This window comes from Arthrobacter sp. FW306-07-I, from assembly GCF_021800405.1.
In the GTDB taxonomy this organism is placed as follows: Bacteria; Actinomycetota; Actinomycetes; order Actinomycetales; family Micrococcaceae; genus Arthrobacter.
Genome location: NZ_CP084550.1, coordinates 507,887 through 526,049 on the forward strand (window position 1 = coordinate 507,887; position 18,163 = coordinate 526,049).

An 18,163-nucleotide genomic window follows, 5' to 3' on the forward strand; every position below is an offset into this window, starting at 1 on the left:
GACCCGGGAAGCGAAACGCCGGCCGCCCCTTTCCGGTGATGGAAGGAACAGCCGGCGCCCCGGATGGCAAGCGGATTACCAGAGCCGGTTGGTGGCCCGACGGGCGCCCTCGCCCAGCGCTTCCAGCTTGGCGAAGGCGATCTGCGGGTGCACCCGGCCGCCCAGGCCGCAGTCGGTGGAGGCAATGACGTTCTCCCGGCCCACCACGTCGGCGAAACGCACGATGCGGTCCGCCACCAGGTCAGGGTGCTCCACCACGTTGGTGGCATGCGACACGACGCCCGGAATGATGACCTTGCCCTCGGGCAGCTTGGTGTCCTCCCAGACCCGCCATTCGTGTTCATGGCGCACGTTGGCGGCCTCGAAGGAGTACGCCCCGGCGTTGACCTGCAGCACGGAGCCGATAATGTCCGCGAAGGGGATGTCCGTGGTGTGCGGGCCATGCCAGGATCCCCAGCAGACGTGCAGCCGGATCTGTTCCTGGGGGAGATCCCGGAGGGCCCAGTTGGTGGCCTCGATGCGCAGTTGGATGAACTTCAGGTAGTCCTCCAGGGAGGGCTCGGGGTTGATCTGGTCCCAGCTCTCGGCCAAGGACGGGTCATCGAGCTGCACGGTGAGCCCGGCGTCGATGATCGCCTTGTATTCCTCCCGCATGGCGTCGGCGCAGGCGTAGACGAGTTCCTCGTCGGACTTGTAGTACTCGTTGGCTACCCTGGCGCAGGAGCCGGGGGAGAGGGACGCCACGAAACCGTCTGAGAGGCCTGCGGCGGCCAGTCCGGTCTTCAAGTTCCTGATATCCGATGCCACCAGATCCTGGCCGGTGTAGGTCAGGGGCCCGGCGATCTTGGGCTGGGCGACGCTCTTGCGGTGGGTGAGGATGCCGGAGGAAGGATCGTTGTACGCCTCGTTGAACGCCTGCCGATCCCGGCGGTCGGGGAAGGACGTCAGGACCACATGGCCGGGTGACGAGCGGCGGACCCCGGCTTCGGCCCAGCGGTCCACATTGGTGGGCTCCAAGCCGCCGAGGCGTGCGAAGGAGTAGTTCCACCAAGCACCGTAATCCACGGAACTGGACATGGCGTGTCCGTATTCGCCGTCGTTGGGGATGTCGATGCCCAGGTCCTTCTGGCGCTGCACCACGTCCACCACGGAGGCCTCAAGCAGTTGGAGGAATTCCGGGGTGATGCCATCGGCTTCCTTGGCGGCGTTCGCCGCGATGAGTTCCGGGGTGCGGGGCAGGGAACCGGCGTGGGTGACGCGGATGTGGTCGGTGTTCAGTGACATGCTGGAATCTTCCTTTCCATCGGTCCTGGCAGTAGCACCTTCGGCCGGCAGGAATCCTGCCGGACCGGGGTTGCTGCGGCGTCATCGAGCCAGGTCTCTCGGCCGCTCCGGATGGTTCCCTCCCACTTAAATCGAGACGCTCCACGCGGGCAAGTCCGGTCCACTTTGTGTCGCGCCAGGCAGGCCTTCTTTTACTTCTGCGCTCCTGTTTGCATCCTTACAGGTTTCGTCCAGTATATTGACAGATTATGTCCAGCTTGGTTGGCTTCTTGTCACAGCCGAATGAGGGACATGGCGGCTGCCACCCACTCGACCCAAAGAACCACCGCACTCAATGAAGAGGTCATGCACCGTGAACAAACCCCTGGCAAACCTCAGGAACCTTGCCCTTTCCGGCGTTCTGGCGCTCGCCGTCGTGGCGGGACCGGCCCCGCTGGCAAATGCAGTGGGCGAGGGCCCCAGCTATGACGGCAACGGACAGATCACCACAACAAAGCTGGCCACTTATGACCAGATGGTTTCCTTCCTGAAGGACCAGGACGCCCGCCAGCCCGCCATGGAACTGGAAGTCATCGGCCAGACCGTCAAGGGCCGCGACATCCACCTGGTCAAGTACATCTCGGACCCGGCCAAGCCCACCATCCTTTACCTGACCCAGCAGCACGGCAACGAACAGCTCACCACCGAGGGCGCCATGGAGTTCATCAAGCACCTGGGCGCCGGCAAGTCGGCGGACATCCTCAAAGGCGCGAACATCCTGGTGGTGCCCATGCTCAACGCGGACGGCGCCATGGGGGACGTGAACTTCTCCCTGGACAACTACCTCGCCAAGGGGGACCGGCACCTCACCCGCTACAACGCCGAGGGCGTGGACCTGAACCGCGACCACGTGGCCAAGATCCAGCCGGAGACCCAGGCGCTGCACAACAACGTGATGCGCAAGTACCGGATCGACTACATGATCGACCTGCACCACCAGGGCACCCGGGCGGAGCGCGACGGCAAGCTGGTTTCCGGCTCCATCCTGTACCCCACCACCCCCAACGCCGACCCGGCCGTCGTCGAAAAGTCCAAGCAGTTGGGCGCCGTGGTCTTCAACAACGTCGACTCCACCGGTTGGGGCCACCTGGGCAAATACCAGGGCGGCAGCGCCGAAACCATCAGCCGCAACGGCATCTCCGTGGAATACGGCATTGCCACCTTGCTCTTCGAGATGCGCGGCATGTCCGACCACTACCTGGACGGCTACGCACTGGGCCAGCGCAGCAACGGCTATCTGATCAAGCAGACGGTCACCACGCTGACGTCCACCGCCGCCGCCATTGCTGACGGTTCGATTGCCGACGCCGACATTTCCTTCTGGGACACCCTCGCCGAGCAGACGTCCCGGCCCGCCGGGGAGGCTGAGGACGAATAGCAGCGCGGCGGCGGTTCTGACCAGGCCCGCCGCGGCCCTTCCCGCATGACGGGCCGCGGCGGGGCCAACAAAGGACCAAGTGCCCCATCGGCTAAACTTGGGTGGTAAGAGCCCCGGAACTCTTCCTTCGCCGTGCCGTGCTGCGGCTGTGTGAAGGCCGGTATGTTCGGGGCATTCTCATGAACGGTGCTGCATGGCCCGCCACCTCGTGGCAACCCGGCAGCCCGAACGAATGGGGGAGGATCCCATGCCAGCAATTGTGATCGTAGGAGCCCAGTGGGGCGACGAAGGAAAAGGCAAGGCCACCGACCTGCTCGGCGGCCGTGTTGACTACGTCGTCAAGCCCAACGGCGGCAACAACGCCGGGCACACCGTCGTCGTGGGCGGTGAAAAGTACGAACTCAAGCTGCTGCCGGCAGGCATCCTCAGCCCCAATGCCGTTCCCATCATCGGCAACGGCTGCGTAGTAAACCTCGAGGCCCTCTTCCAGGAAATCGACGGCCTCCAGGCCCGCGGTGCAGACACCTCCAAACTGCGCGTCTCCGCCAATGCCCACCTCGTGGCCCCGTACCACCAAGTCCTGGACAAGGTGACCGAACGCTTCCTCGGCAAGCGTGCCATCGGAACCACCGGCCGGGGCATCGGCCCCGCCTACATGGACAAGGTGGCCCGGCTGGGCATCCGCGTCCAGGACGTCTTCGACGAATCCATCCTCCGCCAGAAGGTGGAAGGTTCGCTGCGCCAGAAGAACGAGCTCCTGGTCAAGGTCTACAACCGCCGGAGCGTGGTGGTGGACGAGATCGTGGAGTACTTCCTGTCCTATGCCGAGCGGCTCCGCCCTCTGGTCATCGACAGCACCCTGGTCCTGAACTCCGCCCTGGATGAGGGCAAAGTGGTGTTGATGGAGGGCGGCCAGGCCACCTTCCTGGACGTGGACCACGGCACCTACCCGTTCGTGACCTCCTCCAACCCCACGGCCGGCGGCGCGTCGGTGGGCTCCGGCATCGGGCCCACCCGGATTTCGCGCTCCATCGGCATCATCAAGGCCTACACCACCCGCGTTGGCGCCGGACCTTTCCCCACGGAACTCTTCGACGAGATGGGCATGTACCTGCAGAAGACCGGCGGCGAATTCGGCGTCAACACCGGGCGCCCGCGCCGCTGCGGCTGGTACGACGCCGTTCTGGCCCGCCACGCCTCGCGCGTGAACGGTTTCACGGATTACTTCGTGACCAAGCTGGACGTGCTCACCGGCATCGAACAGATCCCCGTATGCGTGGCCTACGACGTGGACGGCGTTCGGCACGATGAGATGCCCATGACGCAGACCGAGTTCCACCACGCCAAGCCCATCTTCGAGTACTTCGACGGCTGGACCGAGGACATCACCGGCGCCCGCACCCTTGCGGACCTGCCGGAGAACGCCCGGAACTACGTGCTGGCGCTGGAGAAGCTCTCCGGCACCCGCTTCTCCGCCATCGGCGTGGGCCCGGACCGGGACCAGACCATCGTGGTGAACGACCTCATCAACGACTAATCCGCGCTTAGAGCGCAGGATAACGACGGCGGCAGGCCACCTTTGCAGGTGGCTGGCCGTTTGCTTTGGCGTGGGGAAGCAATTTACACAGGCTTAACGCGGCCGGTCTTGTGAGGCGGATGGTGGGGAAGCCACACTCGGTAATACCCTTGGTGCCCAAGGAAGGACCGTCATGGCTGGAAAATTCGAAGCATTCATTGATGCTGATTTGTTCTTCCGGTTCCGGCTCCTGGCTGCTGACGGGGGAGTGATCGCGGTCTCGGGACCCTACGAGGACAAAGCGTCGGTGGCAGCCGGGATCGCCGCGGTACGCGAATGTGCCGGCACCGGCCTGGTCACCGACCTGTGCCCCGCGGGAGCCCTGACCCGTCCCGGGGCCGCAACCCCGGCAATCCCGCCCGCTGCGGCTGCTGCCGCCGGTGCCGCTGAGCCGCCTGCCGTCGTCGCACCTGTTTGCGCCGAAGAGCGCATGCCCGCCAGGGTGCATGCTTTCGCGCCGGCGAAGGCGCCCCGGCGGCAGGCGGCCACCCCGCGGTGGACCAGGGCAGCAGTCCGTTGAAAAAAATTTGGAAGTTTTTTTGAAAACGCGTAACCCTCCCGGCAGCGTCGGCGATTACCCCTATGAAGTGCCGGTCTGGAACCTGTCCCCCATCACGTTCCAGACCGGCTCTTTTGTCTTTCCCAACGTGTAGCTTCCCCCGGCGTGACCCCGCACTGGCCCGTCCACGGGGCCGTGGCGGTTCCGGCGGGGTGGTTACCGAAGGGTAGAGTGGGGCCAGCGTTCCGGATGTACTGAGCGCTTGCCTTGCCAACACCCTCTTTGACGGAAAGCACTACGTCAGTGACCGATGCACAGACAGACGAGGCTCCGGACCAGCCAGTTTCCGGGACCGCTGCCTTCAGCCTCGTCTACAAGACATACGCATCACAGGTACTGGGCTATCTCACGGCCCGGGGAGTCGAGGATCCGGAGGCCGCCATGCAGGAAGTATTCCTTTCGGTGCTGCCCAGGCTCAACACCGTCCACGGAGGAGAAGCCGGGCTGCGTACGTTCATCTTCTCCGTTGCCCACGCCCGGATGGTGGATGACTACCGCCGCCAAAGCCGGACTCCAGTCAAGCTGTCTTTCGAGCCCGAACTCGATCAGCGCGAAGATACCTCTGCGGAGAATGAAGCCCTGCACCGCATCTCGCCCCGGGAAGTCCTTGGGCTGCTGGACGGACTGCCCCAGGACCAGCGGGAAGTGCTGTCGCTTCGGCTGGTGGGCGGCCTTTCGATAGAACAGACGGCGGAAGCCATGGATAAGAGCGCCGGAGCGGTAAAACAACTGCAGCGGCGCGCCTTGCTCAAACTCCGGGAACTTAAGGCAGTGAAGGAGTATCTCACGCCATGACATCCGCCTCGGATAACCTCGCCACCCTTGTGGACGACGTGCTTCAGGACGCAGGCTGCGGCCAGGACGCGGAACTTCGTGACGTGCTGCTCTCGCTCGGCACCATGGCATCGCTGCCCGTCCCCGCGCCCACCGGGGAGCTGGCCGCCTTGCTTGCTGCGGGTGTGCCGCCAACGGCTGAAGTGCCTGATTCGGATGAGCCGACTGCTGAGCTGCCGCACGAGCAGCCCCGTGACCAGCGGCACGACGAACTCGCCCGCCGCCGTCGCCGCCATCGCCCCACGGCGCTCGGTCTGGTACTGGTTGCCGGGATGGGACTCGGTGTTGGCGGAGTTGCTGCCGGCACCACCACCCCGGACGGCAGCAGCATGGAGCAAGTGCTGGAGGAGTGGGTTCCGTGGAGCCGGCCCGCCGCTGACGCGTCAGCCACCGGGGACGGTGCCGGGGCCGCCGGCGCGGGTCACGGTGCCCCCAAAATGGCGGCAGACGGGGAGACGGCTTCTTCCGCTGCTCCTGCCGGGCCTGCCGACGCCGCAAATTTGGCGTCACGCCTCCTGCGAGGCCACGCAGGCCTGTCCGGCCGCACCAACCTCCCGCCATGCACCGGCCCGGTAAGGCATGAATCCGAAACAGGTACAGCGAAGTGCGGTGCGACCGGGGATAAGGGTGCGTCGGGGGCAGCTGCACAGGACAATGGATCCGGCGGCGGCAAGGACACCGCCGGATCGGCCGGGGCCGAAGGAACGGCAGTAGCGCCAAGCCCGCCAGGAGCGGGGAAAGCTGAACCGCCGGCAGGCAACAGCTCGGCCGGGGTCCCGGGGACCGCCGGTGCCGGGGCCCAGAAGTCGGCAGGCTCCACTGGTAATGCCGGGCAGCCAGCACAGGGCCAGTCACAGGGCGGAAGCCCGGGCAACGCCCAGAAGGGCGCCTCCCCGGCCAAATAGCCGTTAAAAAGAACAGCGGGCCCGTTGAAACGGGCCCGCTGTTCTCATTCGAGCGGAAGCTTCACGCCAGGACCTGGCGCTTGGAGGAAACCACGCCAGTATCGAAACCGGCCAGGTGGAGCCCGCCATGGAAGCGCGCATGTTCGATCTTCACGCAGCGGTCCATCACCACGTTGAGCCCGGCGGCTTCTGCGTCTGCCGCCACGCCTTCATGCCAGGACCCCAGCTGCAGCCAGAGCGTCTTGGCGCCCGCGGCCACTGCCTCATCGAGGACGCCGGGAAGGTCGTCGTGCTTGCGGAACACGTCAACGATGTCCGGGCTTTCCGGCAGGTCCGCCAGCGACGCGTAGGTGGGCTGTCCCAGGATCTCCTTGACCACGGGGTTGACGAAGTACACCTTGTAGCGCGTGGATGACAGCAGGTAGGTGGCCACGAAGTAGCTGGCCCGTGACGGCTTGTCCGACGCGCCAACAATCGCGATGGACTTCGCCTGCCGGAGCAGGGAGAGCCGTTCCGGTGCTGACGGGCCCGTCCAGGTACGTTCGGCGGTGCTCATGCGTTTGCTCCGATCGTGCAGGCTTCTGCGGGTTCTTCAGCGACGGCTCCGGGCACCGCTTTGGACGCCTCGGTGAGTGCCTGGTCCAGGTCCCACAGGATGTCCTCGATGTCCTCCAGGCCCACGGAGATGCGGACCAGGTCCTCCGGCACGCCGGCGGATTCCAGCTGTGCCGCGCTGAGCTGCTGGTGGGTGGTGGAGCCGGGGTGGATCACCAGGGTACGGGAGTCACCCACGTTGGCAAGGTGCGAGGCCAGCTGCAGCGACTCGATGAACTTCTGGCCGGCAGCGCGCCCGCCCTTGACTCCAAAGGAGAAGACCGAGCCGGGGCCGTGCGGCAGGTACTTCCGCGCCCGTTCGAAGTGTGGGTGCGACGGCAGCCCGGAGTAGTTGACATAGGCCACCCGGTCATCGTTTTCCAGCCACTCGGCCACGGCCTGGGCGTTCTTCAAGTGCTCGTCGAGCCGCTGCGGCAGGGTTTCGACGCCCTGGAGCAGCTGGAACGCCGACTGCGGCGACAGGGCAGAGCCGATGTCGCGCAGCTGCTCCGAGCGGAGCTTGGTGAGGAAGCCGTACTCGCCGAAGTTGCCCCACCAGGAGACGTTTCCGTAGGAAGCCACGGGCTCGGTCATGGTGGGGAACTTGCCGTTGCCCCAGTTGAAGCGGCCGCTTTCCACCACCACGCCGCCGAGCGTGGTGCCGTGGCCGCCCAGGAACTTCGTGGCGGAGTGGATCACGATGTCGGCGCCGTGCTCGATGGGCCGCACGAGGTACGGCGTGCTCAAGGTGGCGTCGACCACTAGGGGGATGCCGGCGTCGTGCGCCACCTTGGCCAGGGCGGCAAGGTCCTGGACTTCCGACGACGGGTTGGCCACCACCTCGACGAAGATCGCCTTGGTGTTGTCCTGGACAGCCGCGGCATAGTCCGCCGGGTCCGTGCCGGGGACGAACGTGGTGTCCACGCCGAACCGGCGCAGGGTCACGTCCAGCTGTGTCACCGTGCCGCCGTACAGCTGGGAGGCGGCCACGATGTGGTCGCCCGCCTGGGTGAGCGCGGCGAAGGTGATGAACTCCGCGGCCATGCCTGACGACGTCGCTACCGCTCCGATGCCGCCTTCCAGGGACGCGATGCGCTCCTCGAACGCCGCCACCGTGGGGTTGCCGATGCGGGAGTAGATGTTGCCGTACTTCTGCAGGGCGAACAGGTTGGCGGCGTCGTTGGTGTCCTTGAAGACGAAGGACGTGGTCTGGTAAATGGGGACCGCGCGGGCGCCGTGCTCGGCGTCCGGGGTGCCGCCGGCGTGCAGGGCGCGGGTGCGGAAACCGAAAGTACGCTCAGCCATTAGACAGCCACCGCCTCGGCAGCAACCGGGGTGCTGGATGGGCCCACGCCCGCAGGGTTCCCTGGCCGAGCTTGCGAGGTTAGGGGGCGGGTGGGGACGAGCTCGGTGCCGTTCTTGCGGGCCAGGTCCGCTTCCAGTTCGCGGACGATCGGCAGGATGTCCCGGCCGAACGCCGCCACCTCCTCCTGGAAGTGCAGGTAGCAGGTGAGGAAGAGGTTCACGCCGATCTTCTTGTACTCGACGATCCGCTCGGCGATCTGCTCCGGGGTACCGATCAGCTGGGTCTTGAACCCGTCGTTGTACTGGATCAGGTCCTCAAACGTGGAGTCGGCCCACATGCCTTTGCCGTCCTTGGTGGACGCCCCGGCCTCCTGCACCGCGTCGCGGAACCCCTGGACGGCGGGCTTGTGTGCCTTCTCGACGATCTCGCGCAGGGTGTCCCGGGCCTCCTTCTCGGAGTCGCGGGCAATAACGAAACCGTTCAGGCCGAACCTCGGAGCGGCGAGCTGCCCTTCGGTGCCGCGCCGGGCCTCGCCGGCCGAGGCGACAACACCGGCGATGTTCTCCTTGAAACCCTCCAGGTCCTTGCCGTTGGAGAAGTACCAGTCCGCCACCCGGCCCGCGGTGGCCTGGGCCGCCGTCGAATTGCCGCCGAAGAAGATCTCGGGGTGGGCGCGGCCGGGAACGTTGACCGGGGCGGGGTTCAGGGTGAAGTCGGTGATGTTGTAGTACTTGCCGGACTGGCTGTACTCCTGCTCGGTCCACAGGCCGCGCAGGACGTTGATGAATTCCTCGGTGCGGACGTAGCGCTCGTCGTGTTCCAGCCACTCCAGGCCAAAGTTGGTGAACTCGCTCTTCAGCCAGCCGGAAACGATGTTGACAGCAGCGCGGCCGTTGGAGATGTGGTCCGCGGTGATGATGTACTTCGCCAGGACACCGGGGTGCCACATGCCCGGGTGGACGGCGGCGATCACCTTGAGGCGCTCCGTGGCGGCGAGCAGGGCCAGGCTGAACGAGGTGGCCTCGTGCTGCTTGTCCGCTCCGTAGGAGGCGGCGTAGCGGGTCTGGGTCAGGGCGTACTCGAACCCGGACTCCTCGGCGATGCGCGCCAGCTTCTTGTTGTAGTCGAAGTCCCAGCCGGTGCGCTGTTCGATGGTGGATACCACCAGGCCGCCGGAGACATTGGGCACCCAGTAGGCGAACTTGAGCGGTTCGGAGAGACGTGCGACGTTGCTGATGTCTGTCATGATTCTTCCTTCGGTAGGGCCCGCTGCTGCAGGACTTCCTGGATGCCGGCGATGGCCGGCTCGTTCTGGAGTGAGGTGGTGTCGCCCAGCGGTGTTCCTTCGAACAGCTGGGTAAGCAGCCGGCGCATGATCTTGCCGCTGCGCGTCTTGGGGACGTCAGGGACCACGACGACGTCACGCGGCTTGGCGATGGGGCCGATCTCCTTTGCAACGTGGTTGCGGAGGTCCTCAGCGAAGGCGGCGGCGCTGGATGGGCCCACGCCCGCAGGGTTCCCTGCCCGAGCTTGCGAGGGGAGGGGGCGGGTGGGGACGACGAAGGCGACCACGGCATGGCCGGTCTTCGGGTCCGCCACCGGGCAGACGCCTGCCTCCACCACGTCCGGGTGCGAGACCAGGGCGGACTCGATCTCGATAGTGGAGAGCAGGTGGCCTGAGACGTTGAGGGTGTCATCCACCCGGCCCAGGATCCAGATGTCGCCGTCGGAATCGTACTTGGCGCCGTCGCCGGCCAGGAACCAGCCCTGGTCCGCGTACTTGCTCCAGTAGGAATCGAAGTAGCGGCGCGCGTTCCCCCAGACGGTCCGCGCGATGGCGGGCCCGGGGGAGTCAACCACGATGTACCCCTGGACGCCCGGCGCAACGGTGGCGCCGCCGTCGTCCACGATCCTGGTGCTGACGCCGGGCAGCGGACGGGCCGCGCAACCCGGCTTGAAGCTGGTGTCCGTGGGGGCGGGGGAGAGAATGGTGGCGCCGGTCTCGGACTGCCACCAGGTGTCCACAACCGGCGCTGTGCCCGCGCCCACGTTCTCCCGCAGCCAACGCCAGGCCTCGGGATTGACAGCCTCGCCCACGGTGCCCAGCAGGCGGATGGAGGAGAGGTCGTAGGTGTCCGGCACGCCGTCGGGGAACCAGCCCATCAGGGAACGGACCAGCGTGGGCGCGGTGTAGTACTGCGTCACGCCGTAGCGCTCGATAATCTCGAAGTGCCGGCCCGGATGGGGAGTGTTGGGCGTGCCCTCGAAGATCACCTGGGTGACGCCGTTGGACAGCGGGCCGTAGATCTCATACGTGTGGGCGGTGACCCAGGCGAGGTCGGCGGTGCACCAGTGCACGTCCTCATCCCGGAGGGTCGGGTCCGGGTTGCTGAACAGGTGCTCGAAGCTCCAGGACGCCTGCGTGAGGTAACCGCCGGAGGTATGCACCAGGCCCTTGGGTTTGCCGGTGGTGCCGGAGGTGTACATGATGAACAGCGGCGTCTCGGCGTCGAAGGCCTCCGGCTCGTGGACGTCCGCGGCGGTGTCGACGACGTCGTGCCACCAAAGGTCGCGGCCCTCGGTCATGGGGACGGTTGCCAGGTCGGCGGCCGGGGTGGTGCGGTTGACCACCAGGACGTGTTCGATCGCGTTCTCGCCGGCTACCGCGGCGTCGGCGTTGTCCTTGACGGGAACGGCTGTGCCGCGCCGGAACTGGCCGTCAGTGGTCACCAACAGCTTGGCGCGGGTGTCCTCCACCCGGAACTTCAGTGCCTCCGCGGAGAAGCCGCCGAAGACCAGGGAGTGGATGGCGCCGATGCGGGCCACGGCCAGGGTGATGATGATGGTTTCGGGGATGACGGGGAGGTAGATGACTACGCGGTCGCTCTTGGTGATGCCTAGGGCCAGGAGCGCGTTGGCTGCCTTGGACACCTCGCGCTGGAGTTCGGCGTAGGTGATGGACCGGCGGTCGCCCGGCTCCCCTTCGAAGTGGAGTGCCACCTTGTTGCCCCGGCCTGCCGCCACGTGGCGGTCCACGCAGTTGGCGGCCACGTTGAGCTTGCCGCCCTCGAACCACGTGATCTCCGGGCCGCGGCCCGCCTCCGGGTCTGCCGGGACCCAGCGGTGAGCGGTGTGCCAGCGGGTGTCCCAGTCCAGGCGCAGCGCCTGCTGCTCCCAGAAAGCAACGTTGTCCGGGTGCACCCCAGTGCTCTGGTCCAACGTTTCGGTGGTGCTCACGCCCATCGTTTCACCGCCCATTTTTCGGCCAGGCCCAGCAGGGCGTCGGTAATCTTTCCAATCACGGCCAGCATCACGATGGCCAGGAGCAGACGGTCTGTGCGGCCGTTGTTCTGCGAGTCGATCAAGAGGAAGCCCAGTCCCATGGAGGACGCGATCAGCTCAGCCGCCACCAGGAACAGCCATGCCTGGGCAAGGGCCAGGCGCAGGCCGGAGAACACGGCGGGGACGACGGCGGGCAGCTGCACGGTGGTCAGCAGCCGGATCCCCTTGAGCCCGAAGGCCCGGGCGGCCTCCACCAGGTTGCGGTCCACGTGGCGCAGCGCCAGGGAGACGGTGGTGAACACCGGGAAGAAGGCGCCGATGATGATGAGCGTGACCTTGGAGTCCTCGCCGATCTTCATCCACAGGATCAGCAGCGGCACCCAGGCCAGCGAGGGTACTGCCCGGAGTGCGCCGATGATGGGTGCCAGCAGGGCGTCGGCGATTTTGGAAAGTCCCACGGTTGCGCCGAGGACCAGGCCCAGGGCTGCGCCCACCAGGAATCCGATCAGGACCCGTTGGGTGGAGATAGCGATGTGGGTCCACAGCTCACCGCGGTCCACGAGCTCGCCCGCAGCGGACAGCACCATGGCCGGCGGGGGGAGCTGGACCACGGTGAACATCCCGCTGGTGGAGGCAAGTTGCCACGCTGCCAGCAGGGCCGCCGGAATGATCAGGCCAAGGGGCAGACGCGCCCAGTTCCTGGAAAGGACTCCGGCGGGAGACCATCCCGGTGCCGGAGCGGGTGCCGTGGCGGCGCCCGGCTGGGCGGCGTCTGCCGAGGTTGCGGTGGCGGCTGCAGCACGTCCATCCGCAACACTTGCGCCGGTGGTGTATGGCTCTCCTGGGTAGCTCATCAGGAGGCCTTGATGGCTGACGGGTCAGCCTTCTTCACCAGCGAGTCGTCGAGAAGGGAGGCCACGGCGTCGTCAATCTGCTTCTGCGTCTTGACGTCGCCGGTCTCCACGAAGGTGGGGCCGATCTTCTCCAGTACTTTGCGCTGGGCGTCACCCGGTGCCGGGTTGACGTCCAGGTTGCTGCGCTCCAGGACCACGGTCTTGGCCACGGGGAGGTCCAGACCGGCCACGTCGGCCAGGATCTGGGCGGTCTGGTCCGGGTTCTGTGCGGCCCAGGCGCGGGCCTTTTCGTAGGCGTTTACCACGGCCTGTGCCAGTTCCGGCTTGTTCTTCAGGAAGGATTCGGTGGCGTTGAGGAAGCCGTAGGTGTTGAAGTCCAGGTTGCGGTAGAAGAGCTTGGCACCCTTCTGCTCCGCTCCCGCCATGATCGGGTCCAGCCCGGACCAGGCCTGGACCGAGCCGTTCTCCAAGGCGGTGCGGCCGTCGGCGTGCTGCAGGTTCTGGACCGTCACGTCGCCGGGCTTCAGTCCGGCCTGCTCCAGTGACTGCAGGAGGAAGAAGTAGGGGTCGGTGCCCTTGGTGGCGGCGATGGACTTGCCCTTGAGGTCGGCCACGGACTTGATGTCTGAGCCGGCCGGTGCGACCAGGGCCGCCCACTCGGGCTGCGAGAAGATGTCGATGGTCTTGATTTCGGAGCCGTTGGCCCGGGCCAGGAGGGCGGCGGAGCCGGCGGTGGAACCGACGTCGATCGCGCCGGAACGCAGCGCCTCGTTCGCTTTGTTGGACCCGGCGGACTGTACCCAGTTCACGGTGACGCCCTGGTCCTTGAGGCTGGCCTCGAGCCACCCCTGCTTCTTGATGACCAGGCTCAGCGGGTTGTAGGTGGCGAAGTCGATGTTCAGGGTGCCGCCGCCCTTGCTGCTGCCGGCTGCGGCCGCGCTGCCGGAGGAACCTTCCCCAGCTACGCATCCGGTGAGTGCCAGGACCGTGGAGACGGCCAGGGCTGCTGCGCCAAGGACTGAACGGCGGGAGATGGGCGATGCGTGCGGCATTGGTTTCCTTCGAAAGCGGGATGGAACGGTGCGGAATTGTGCGGTGTGGAACGGGGGAGGCCAGGCTGCGCCCGCCAGGCGGTAAGGTCCGACGGCGGCGTGGGCCACCGGGGGCAGGTGAAGGCTTTAGGGGTGCCAGCGGCTCCTCGTCAGGAGCCTTCAGTGCCCGTCGACGCCCAGCGTTTCCAGGAGTGAGCTGCGCATGAGGGCGAGTTCGGCTGAGGCGCGTTCACGTGGCCGGCTGCCGGGCACCTGGACGGTCCTGACGATGGTTGCACCCTGCCCGGCGGAGTCGGGGCCGAGGACGATGATTCGGTCTGCGAGCTGCAGGGCTTCATCCACGTCGTGGGTGACCAGCAGGACGGTGGTGGGCTCTGCCCGGTGGATGTCCAGGAGCAAGTCCTGCATCTTGATCCGGGTGAGGGCATCCAGGGCCCCGAAGGGTTCATCAAGCAGCAGGACGCCGGGATTCCGGGCCAGTGCCCTTGCCAGGGAGGCGCGCTGCGCCATGCCGCCGGACACCTCGCGGGGGCGGTGCTTGGCGAATTTCTCCAGCCCCACCAGTTCCAGCAGGCGGGCTACCTTTGCCTTGCCTTCCTTGGCACTGCATCCGGTGGGCAGGCCGATGGCCACGTTGGCCTGCAGGGTGTGCCAGGGCAGCAGCCGGGGTTCCTGGAAGGCGAAGGCGCACCGGGGATCGATGCCGTGGACCGGGGTGTCCTCAATGACGACGGAACCGGCGCTCGGGAAGTCCAGGCCTGCCGTGGCGCGCAGGAGCGTGGACTTTCCGCAACCCGAGGGTCCCAGGATGGCCAGCACTTCTCCGGCTGCCACATCGAAGGTCACGTCCCGGAGGACGGTGTGGGCTGCGGTGCCGGCCCCGAAAGTGCGGCGCAGGTTCCTGAACGATACGGGGAGGGCAGGCGCATGGGCGGGGTTCGTCCCGGCAGGCCGGGACGACAAAACTGCGGTCATAGGATCACTCCATCGGTCCTGGCAGTAGCACCCTACGGAGGCAGCCTCGCCGGAGTGGTCAGTTCCGGTACCCACGGCTGCAATCCTTGCTATCGCCGGGGCTGTTGGGGAGCGTCCGGCGACCAGGGTTGCTGCGGCGTCATCGATCCAGGTCTCTCGGCCGCTCGGGATGGTCAAGAACCACTACAGCGCACTGAATCGTCGAGAGCAAACTCTCGCGTTTAGGTGCGTAATATTCGTTCACAGCCGCATGTTCGGAGAAGGATCATTCTTTTATTCGATCCAGGCTGCTACTCCGGGCAGAGCGTAGGCTAATCCCATGGGCCACACGAACGATCCTGCAGTCATCGAACGCCTCATGCGAACCAAGGGGCGTTGGGCCATCGTTGGCCTGAGTACCAATGAGTGGCGGGCCGCCTATGATGTGTCGCTGTTCATTCGCGACAGGCTGGGCAAGGAAATCATCCCGGTGAACCTGCCCGGCGACGCTGTCCACGGCGAAACCGGGTACCGCACCCTCGGTGACATTCCGGCGGAAAAGCGGCCCATCGACGTCGTGGATTGCTTCGTGAACTCACAGAAGGTGGGCAGCGTGGTGGACCAGGCTATTGCCGCGGGGGCGAAAGCTGTTTGGCTCCAGCTGGGGGTTATCGACGAGGCAGCGGCGGAGCGCGCCAAGGCCGCGGGGCTGGACGTTGTCATGAATGCCTGCCCCGCACAGCTCGCGTGGAAGTACAGCCTCTAACGTCCGGAGTCCCAGCGTAGGTGGCCATCAACCCTGGCGCCGCAGCAACTCCGGATAGTGCTGCTCGGTGACGTCCGGGTGCGCCCGCATCCTGCCCTTGAGCATGTTCATGCCGAAGGACGCCAGAAGCGGGTTGGCGGGATCGTCGGTGATCCCCCGGGCGGCTGCTTTCAATTCCGGGGCCAGCGGCACGGGGTCGATCACCGCGTCCAGTCCCGGCGACCAGAAGAACGGCACCGAGTAGCGGTCAACGCCCGGCGGGGGCGCCTGCACGCGGTGGATGGTCGCTGCCAGGTACCCCTCGGTGGCGACTTCGAGCATCTCGCCAAGGTTCACCACCAGGGCTCCGGCGAGGGGTTCCACCGGCAGCCACTCGGTGGTTCCGGGCGGCAGCACTTCAAGGCCGCCCACCTCATCCTGCAGCAGGAGGGTCACGAAGCCGTAGTCCGCATGCGAGCCCACGCCTTGGTCTCCGGCGGCCTCCACCACACCGCCCACGTAGTGCACCAGCTTGCCCATCCATGCCGGTGAATCCCGGAAGGGCTCGTCGAAGTAGTCCTCGGGCAGCTGCAGGGAAACAGCAATGGCCCGCAGCAGCTCCATCCCCACCCCGGACATCAGGTCCGCCCACTCCATGGCGGCAGTCTTCAGCTCTGGCAGGGTTTCATCCGGCCACAGGTTGGGTCCCTGCAGCAGCCAGTAGGGCTGGTCGTCCGGATAATCCCTGACCGGCTCCCGCTCCGGTGAATAGTCAATTTGCTCACGGGCGTCTGCCCGGCCCTGGGTCACCTCCGTGCCCATGCGGGTGTAACCGCGGAAGTGCGGGGAGAGGCGGTTGTCCAGCTTCATCCGTTCCTCAAGCGGCAGGTCGAAGAAGCGCCGGATCAGGTCCAGGAGTTCTTCGGCTTGGCCGGGCCGGCCGCCGTATCCGGTGATTTGGAAGAACCCAACATCGTGGGTGGCATGCCGCAACTGCTCAATAAACTCAGGGCGGAAAGCCCCGTAAGGCTGCCGTGCGGAACTCAAATCCAGAACAGGTATTGCTCCCTGGTCACGTGCCATCCTCGCACACTAGCACCGTGCAGGCCTGCTTTATAGGCTTCCTTTATGGACCCAACTGCCCTGCGGGAAATCTGCCTGAGCTTTCCAGGCGCCTTTGAGGATTATCCGTTTGGTCCGGAGACCGCGGTGTTCAAGGTGCGTGCGCACATCGCCGGCGGGGCCCGCCACGAGGCCAAATTGTTTGCCCTGTCATCCATGGACCAGGCCGACTTCTATGTGAACCTGAAGTGCGAACCGGCCCTGGCCGTCCAGCTGCGCGCAGTGCACCCCGCGATCACCGGCGCGTGGCACATGAACAAGACCCACTGGAACGGCGTCCGCCTTGACGGCTCGCTGCCGGACGGCATGGTCCGGGACATGGTGGAGGACTCGTATGACCTGGTGGTGGCAGGCTTGAGCCGGAAGCAACAGGAGCAACTGGGGTGGGCACGCCTCGGGAGGGCAGGCGGCAATGAGTGAAGAGGGACGGGTGCCGGGCGAGCTCGGGTACCCGGGGATGGGTGGCACCGAGCAGGGCAGGGCGCCCGAAGGTTATGACCGCGTCCTTGAGGAAGCACGGCTGGGCAGCGGGCTGGACGTTTACCGGCGCGTGGCGGACGGCATCCTGGGCTGGGAACTGCAGCGGCGGGCAGGACTTCGGGTCCGCGCAGATTCGCCGCGGGCCGTGGCCGGGGCCCGCGTGGTGAGCGGATTCGGCGTCGGATCCTTCCGTCTGCCCGCACCCTGCCAGGTGGTGTGGGTCCACGAGCCGGCCCCTGACGGTGTTCCCCAGTCCGCCGGCTTCGGATACGGGACGCTGCCAGGACACCCGGCCCGCGGGGAGGAATCGTTTGAGGTGGAGATCAACAACCAAGGCGAGGTGTGGTTGAGGATCCGGGCCTTCAGCAAGCCCTCCAACTGGTTCTATGCCGCCGGCGGCCCGGTCACCCGGGCGACGCAGCGCTACGTTACTTCCCGGTACATTGAAGGAGCACGCAGTCTCGCCGCGGAAGGAAAATCCCAGTGATCTTTATCGTCGTAAAATTCAAGGTCAAGCCCGAGTGGGCGGAGCGCTGGCCCGATCTCGTAGCTGATTTCACCAAGGAAACGCGGCAGGAGCCCGGCAACCTCTGGTTCGACTGGTCCCGAAGCCTGGACGATCCCAATGAATACGTCCTCGTGGAAGCCTTCAAAGACGACGCCGCCGGTGACCACGTGAACAGCGACCACTTCAAGAAGGCCATGGCTGACATGCCCCAGGCCCTCGCCGAGACGCCCAGGATCATCAGCCGCCAGCTCGACGGCGAAGGCTGGGACCTGATGGGCGAACTCACCATCTAAACCCCCATCGATTGCTCCGTATGTGTCGTTTTGGGCCACCCAAACGACAAATACGGAGCAATCGATAGCATGAAGCCATGTGGATCGGCTGGATCGAATTCGACATCCTCCTTGGCGACGTGCACAGCCTGAAGGAGAAACGTTCCGTGGTCCGGCCGCTCGTGGCCGAACTCAAGCGGCGTTTCGAAATTTCAGTGGCCGAGGTGGGGGACCACAGCCAGTACCGGCGCACGCAGCTTGGTGCGGGGCTTGTGGCAGCCGACCGCGCGCACCTCGTGGAGGTGCTGTCCGCCGTCGAACGCTTCGTGGCGGGCCGCCCGGAGATTGAGCTGCTCAGCGTCCGCCAGCGGGAACTGCACAGCGAGGACTGATCCCACCCCATCGATTGCTGAGCATTT

The 18,163-nt window shown here is 66.1% G+C and carries 19 protein-coding genes and 1 riboswitch; of the genes, 10 read left to right on the top strand and 9 right to left on the bottom strand.

Going from position 1 to position 18,163, the window contains the following annotated elements; all coding sequences use genetic code 11:
- Positions 1 to 75 precede the first annotated feature (75 nt).
- Positions 76 to 1,284: a cobalamin-independent methionine synthase II family protein gene (locus LFT46_RS02500; protein WP_236800911.1), complete on the bottom strand. Its 1,209-nt coding sequence runs from the start codon at positions 1,282 to 1,284 to the stop codon at positions 76 to 78.
- A 13-nt stretch (positions 1,285 to 1,297) separates the two neighbouring features.
- Positions 1,298 to 1,402: riboswitch (SAM riboswitch) on the bottom strand.
- Positions 1,403 to 1,618: 216 nt separating this feature from the next.
- Here LFT46_RS02500 and LFT46_RS02505 point away from each other — a divergent pair.
- From LFT46_RS02505 to LFT46_RS02525, 5 genes are all read left to right on the top strand, one after another.
- On the top strand, positions 1,619 to 2,701 hold the full coding sequence (locus LFT46_RS02505) for a M14 family zinc carboxypeptidase (protein ID WP_236800912.1): 1,083 nt from the start codon (positions 1,619 to 1,621) through the stop codon (positions 2,699 to 2,701).
- A gap of 247 nt (positions 2,702 to 2,948) precedes the next feature.
- Positions 2,949 to 4,238 carry an adenylosuccinate synthase gene (locus LFT46_RS02510; protein WP_142131297.1) on the top strand — a complete coding sequence of 430 codons (1,290 nt, stop codon included), beginning with the start codon at positions 2,949 to 2,951 and terminating at the stop codon, positions 4,236 to 4,238.
- A 172-nt stretch (positions 4,239 to 4,410) separates the two neighbouring features.
- Complete coding sequence (locus LFT46_RS02515; RefSeq protein WP_236800913.1) at positions 4,411 to 4,797, top strand: YegP family protein; 387 nt, start codon at positions 4,411 to 4,413, stop codon at positions 4,795 to 4,797.
- A gap of 282 nt (positions 4,798 to 5,079) precedes the next feature.
- Positions 5,080 to 5,631 carry an RNA polymerase sigma factor gene (locus LFT46_RS02520; RefSeq protein ID WP_236800914.1) on the top strand — a complete coding sequence of 184 codons (552 nt, stop codon included), beginning with the start codon at positions 5,080 to 5,082 and terminating at the stop codon, positions 5,629 to 5,631.
- Positions 5,628 to 6,575, top strand: coding sequence for a hypothetical protein (locus tag LFT46_RS02525; RefSeq protein WP_236821178.1), 948 nt, complete (start codon positions 5,628 to 5,630; stop codon positions 6,573 to 6,575). The genes LFT46_RS02520 and LFT46_RS02525 overlap by 4 nt, the downstream gene beginning before the upstream one ends.
- 61 nt (positions 6,576 to 6,636) lie before the next feature.
- Here LFT46_RS02525 and LFT46_RS02530 read toward each other — a convergent pair whose 3' ends face one another.
- The 7 genes from LFT46_RS02530 to LFT46_RS02560 form a co-directional block, all read right to left on the bottom strand.
- The gene (locus LFT46_RS02530) at positions 6,637 to 7,131 is read right to left on the bottom strand and encodes a CoA-binding protein (RefSeq protein ID WP_236800916.1); all 495 of its coding nucleotides are present in this window, start codon (positions 7,129 to 7,131) and stop codon (positions 6,637 to 6,639) included.
- Positions 7,128 to 8,474, bottom strand: coding sequence for an O-acetylhomoserine aminocarboxypropyltransferase/cysteine synthase family protein (locus LFT46_RS02535; protein ID WP_236821179.1), 1,347 nt, complete (start codon positions 8,472 to 8,474; stop codon positions 7,128 to 7,130). Before LFT46_RS02535 ends, LFT46_RS02530 begins: the two co-directional genes overlap by 4 nt.
- Positions 8,474 to 9,721, bottom strand: coding sequence for a dimethylsulfone monooxygenase SfnG (gene sfnG, locus LFT46_RS02540; protein ID WP_236800920.1), 1,248 nt, complete (start codon positions 9,719 to 9,721; stop codon positions 8,474 to 8,476). Before sfnG ends, LFT46_RS02535 begins: the two co-directional genes overlap by 1 nt.
- Complete coding sequence (gene acs / locus LFT46_RS02545) at positions 9,718 to 11,718, bottom strand: acetate--CoA ligase (RefSeq protein WP_236800922.1); 2,001 nt, start codon at positions 11,716 to 11,718, stop codon at positions 9,718 to 9,720. Before acs ends, sfnG begins: the two co-directional genes overlap by 4 nt.
- Positions 11,709 to 12,611: an ABC transporter permease gene (locus LFT46_RS02550; protein WP_236800923.1), complete on the bottom strand. Its 903-nt coding sequence runs from the start codon at positions 12,609 to 12,611 to the stop codon at positions 11,709 to 11,711. Before LFT46_RS02550 ends, acs begins: the two co-directional genes overlap by 10 nt.
- Positions 12,611 to 13,663 (bottom strand): aliphatic sulfonate ABC transporter substrate-binding protein, encoded by a 1,053-nt coding sequence (locus LFT46_RS02555; RefSeq protein WP_236800924.1) that lies wholly within the window; start codon positions 13,661 to 13,663, stop codon positions 12,611 to 12,613. The genes LFT46_RS02550 and LFT46_RS02555 overlap by 1 nt, the downstream gene beginning before the upstream one ends.
- A gap of 159 nt (positions 13,664 to 13,822) precedes the next feature.
- Complete coding sequence (locus tag LFT46_RS02560; protein ID WP_236800925.1) at positions 13,823 to 14,638, bottom strand: ABC transporter ATP-binding protein; 816 nt, start codon at positions 14,636 to 14,638, stop codon at positions 13,823 to 13,825.
- A gap of 319 nt (positions 14,639 to 14,957) precedes the next feature.
- On the opposite strand from LFT46_RS02560, the gene LFT46_RS02565 reads away from it, so the two are divergent.
- Complete coding sequence (locus LFT46_RS02565; RefSeq protein ID WP_236800926.1) at positions 14,958 to 15,383, top strand: CoA-binding protein; 426 nt, start codon at positions 14,958 to 14,960, stop codon at positions 15,381 to 15,383.
- A gap of 27 nt (positions 15,384 to 15,410) precedes the next feature.
- Here the strand turns inward: LFT46_RS02565 and LFT46_RS02570 are convergent, their stop codons facing one another.
- A complete protein-coding gene (locus LFT46_RS02570) occupies positions 15,411 to 16,445 on the bottom strand; it encodes an isopenicillin N synthase family dioxygenase (RefSeq protein ID WP_236800927.1) in 1,035 nt (344 codons plus the stop codon).
- 45 nt (positions 16,446 to 16,490) lie between these two features.
- On the opposite strand from LFT46_RS02570, the gene LFT46_RS02575 reads away from it, so the two are divergent.
- The 4 genes from LFT46_RS02575 to LFT46_RS02590 all read left to right on the top strand — a co-directional run bounded on the left by LFT46_RS02575 (position 16,491) and on the right by LFT46_RS02590 (position 18,136).
- A complete protein-coding gene (locus LFT46_RS02575; protein WP_236800929.1) occupies positions 16,491 to 16,904 on the top strand; it encodes an MmcQ/YjbR family DNA-binding protein in 414 nt (137 codons plus the stop codon).
- Entirely contained in the window at positions 16,897 to 17,451 is a 555-nt protein-coding gene (locus tag LFT46_RS02580; RefSeq protein ID WP_236800931.1) for a DUF1990 family protein, read from the top strand. Before LFT46_RS02575 ends, LFT46_RS02580 begins: the two co-directional genes overlap by 8 nt.
- Positions 17,448 to 17,765 (top strand): putative quinol monooxygenase, encoded by a 318-nt coding sequence (locus tag LFT46_RS02585; protein ID WP_236800933.1) that lies wholly within the window; start codon positions 17,448 to 17,450, stop codon positions 17,763 to 17,765. The genes LFT46_RS02580 and LFT46_RS02585 overlap by 4 nt, the downstream gene beginning before the upstream one ends.
- Before the next feature lie 77 nt (positions 17,766 to 17,842).
- A complete protein-coding gene (locus LFT46_RS02590) occupies positions 17,843 to 18,136 on the top strand; it encodes a DUF503 domain-containing protein (RefSeq protein WP_236800935.1) in 294 nt (97 codons plus the stop codon).
- The last annotated feature ends 27 nt before the right edge of the window (positions 18,137 to 18,163 follow it).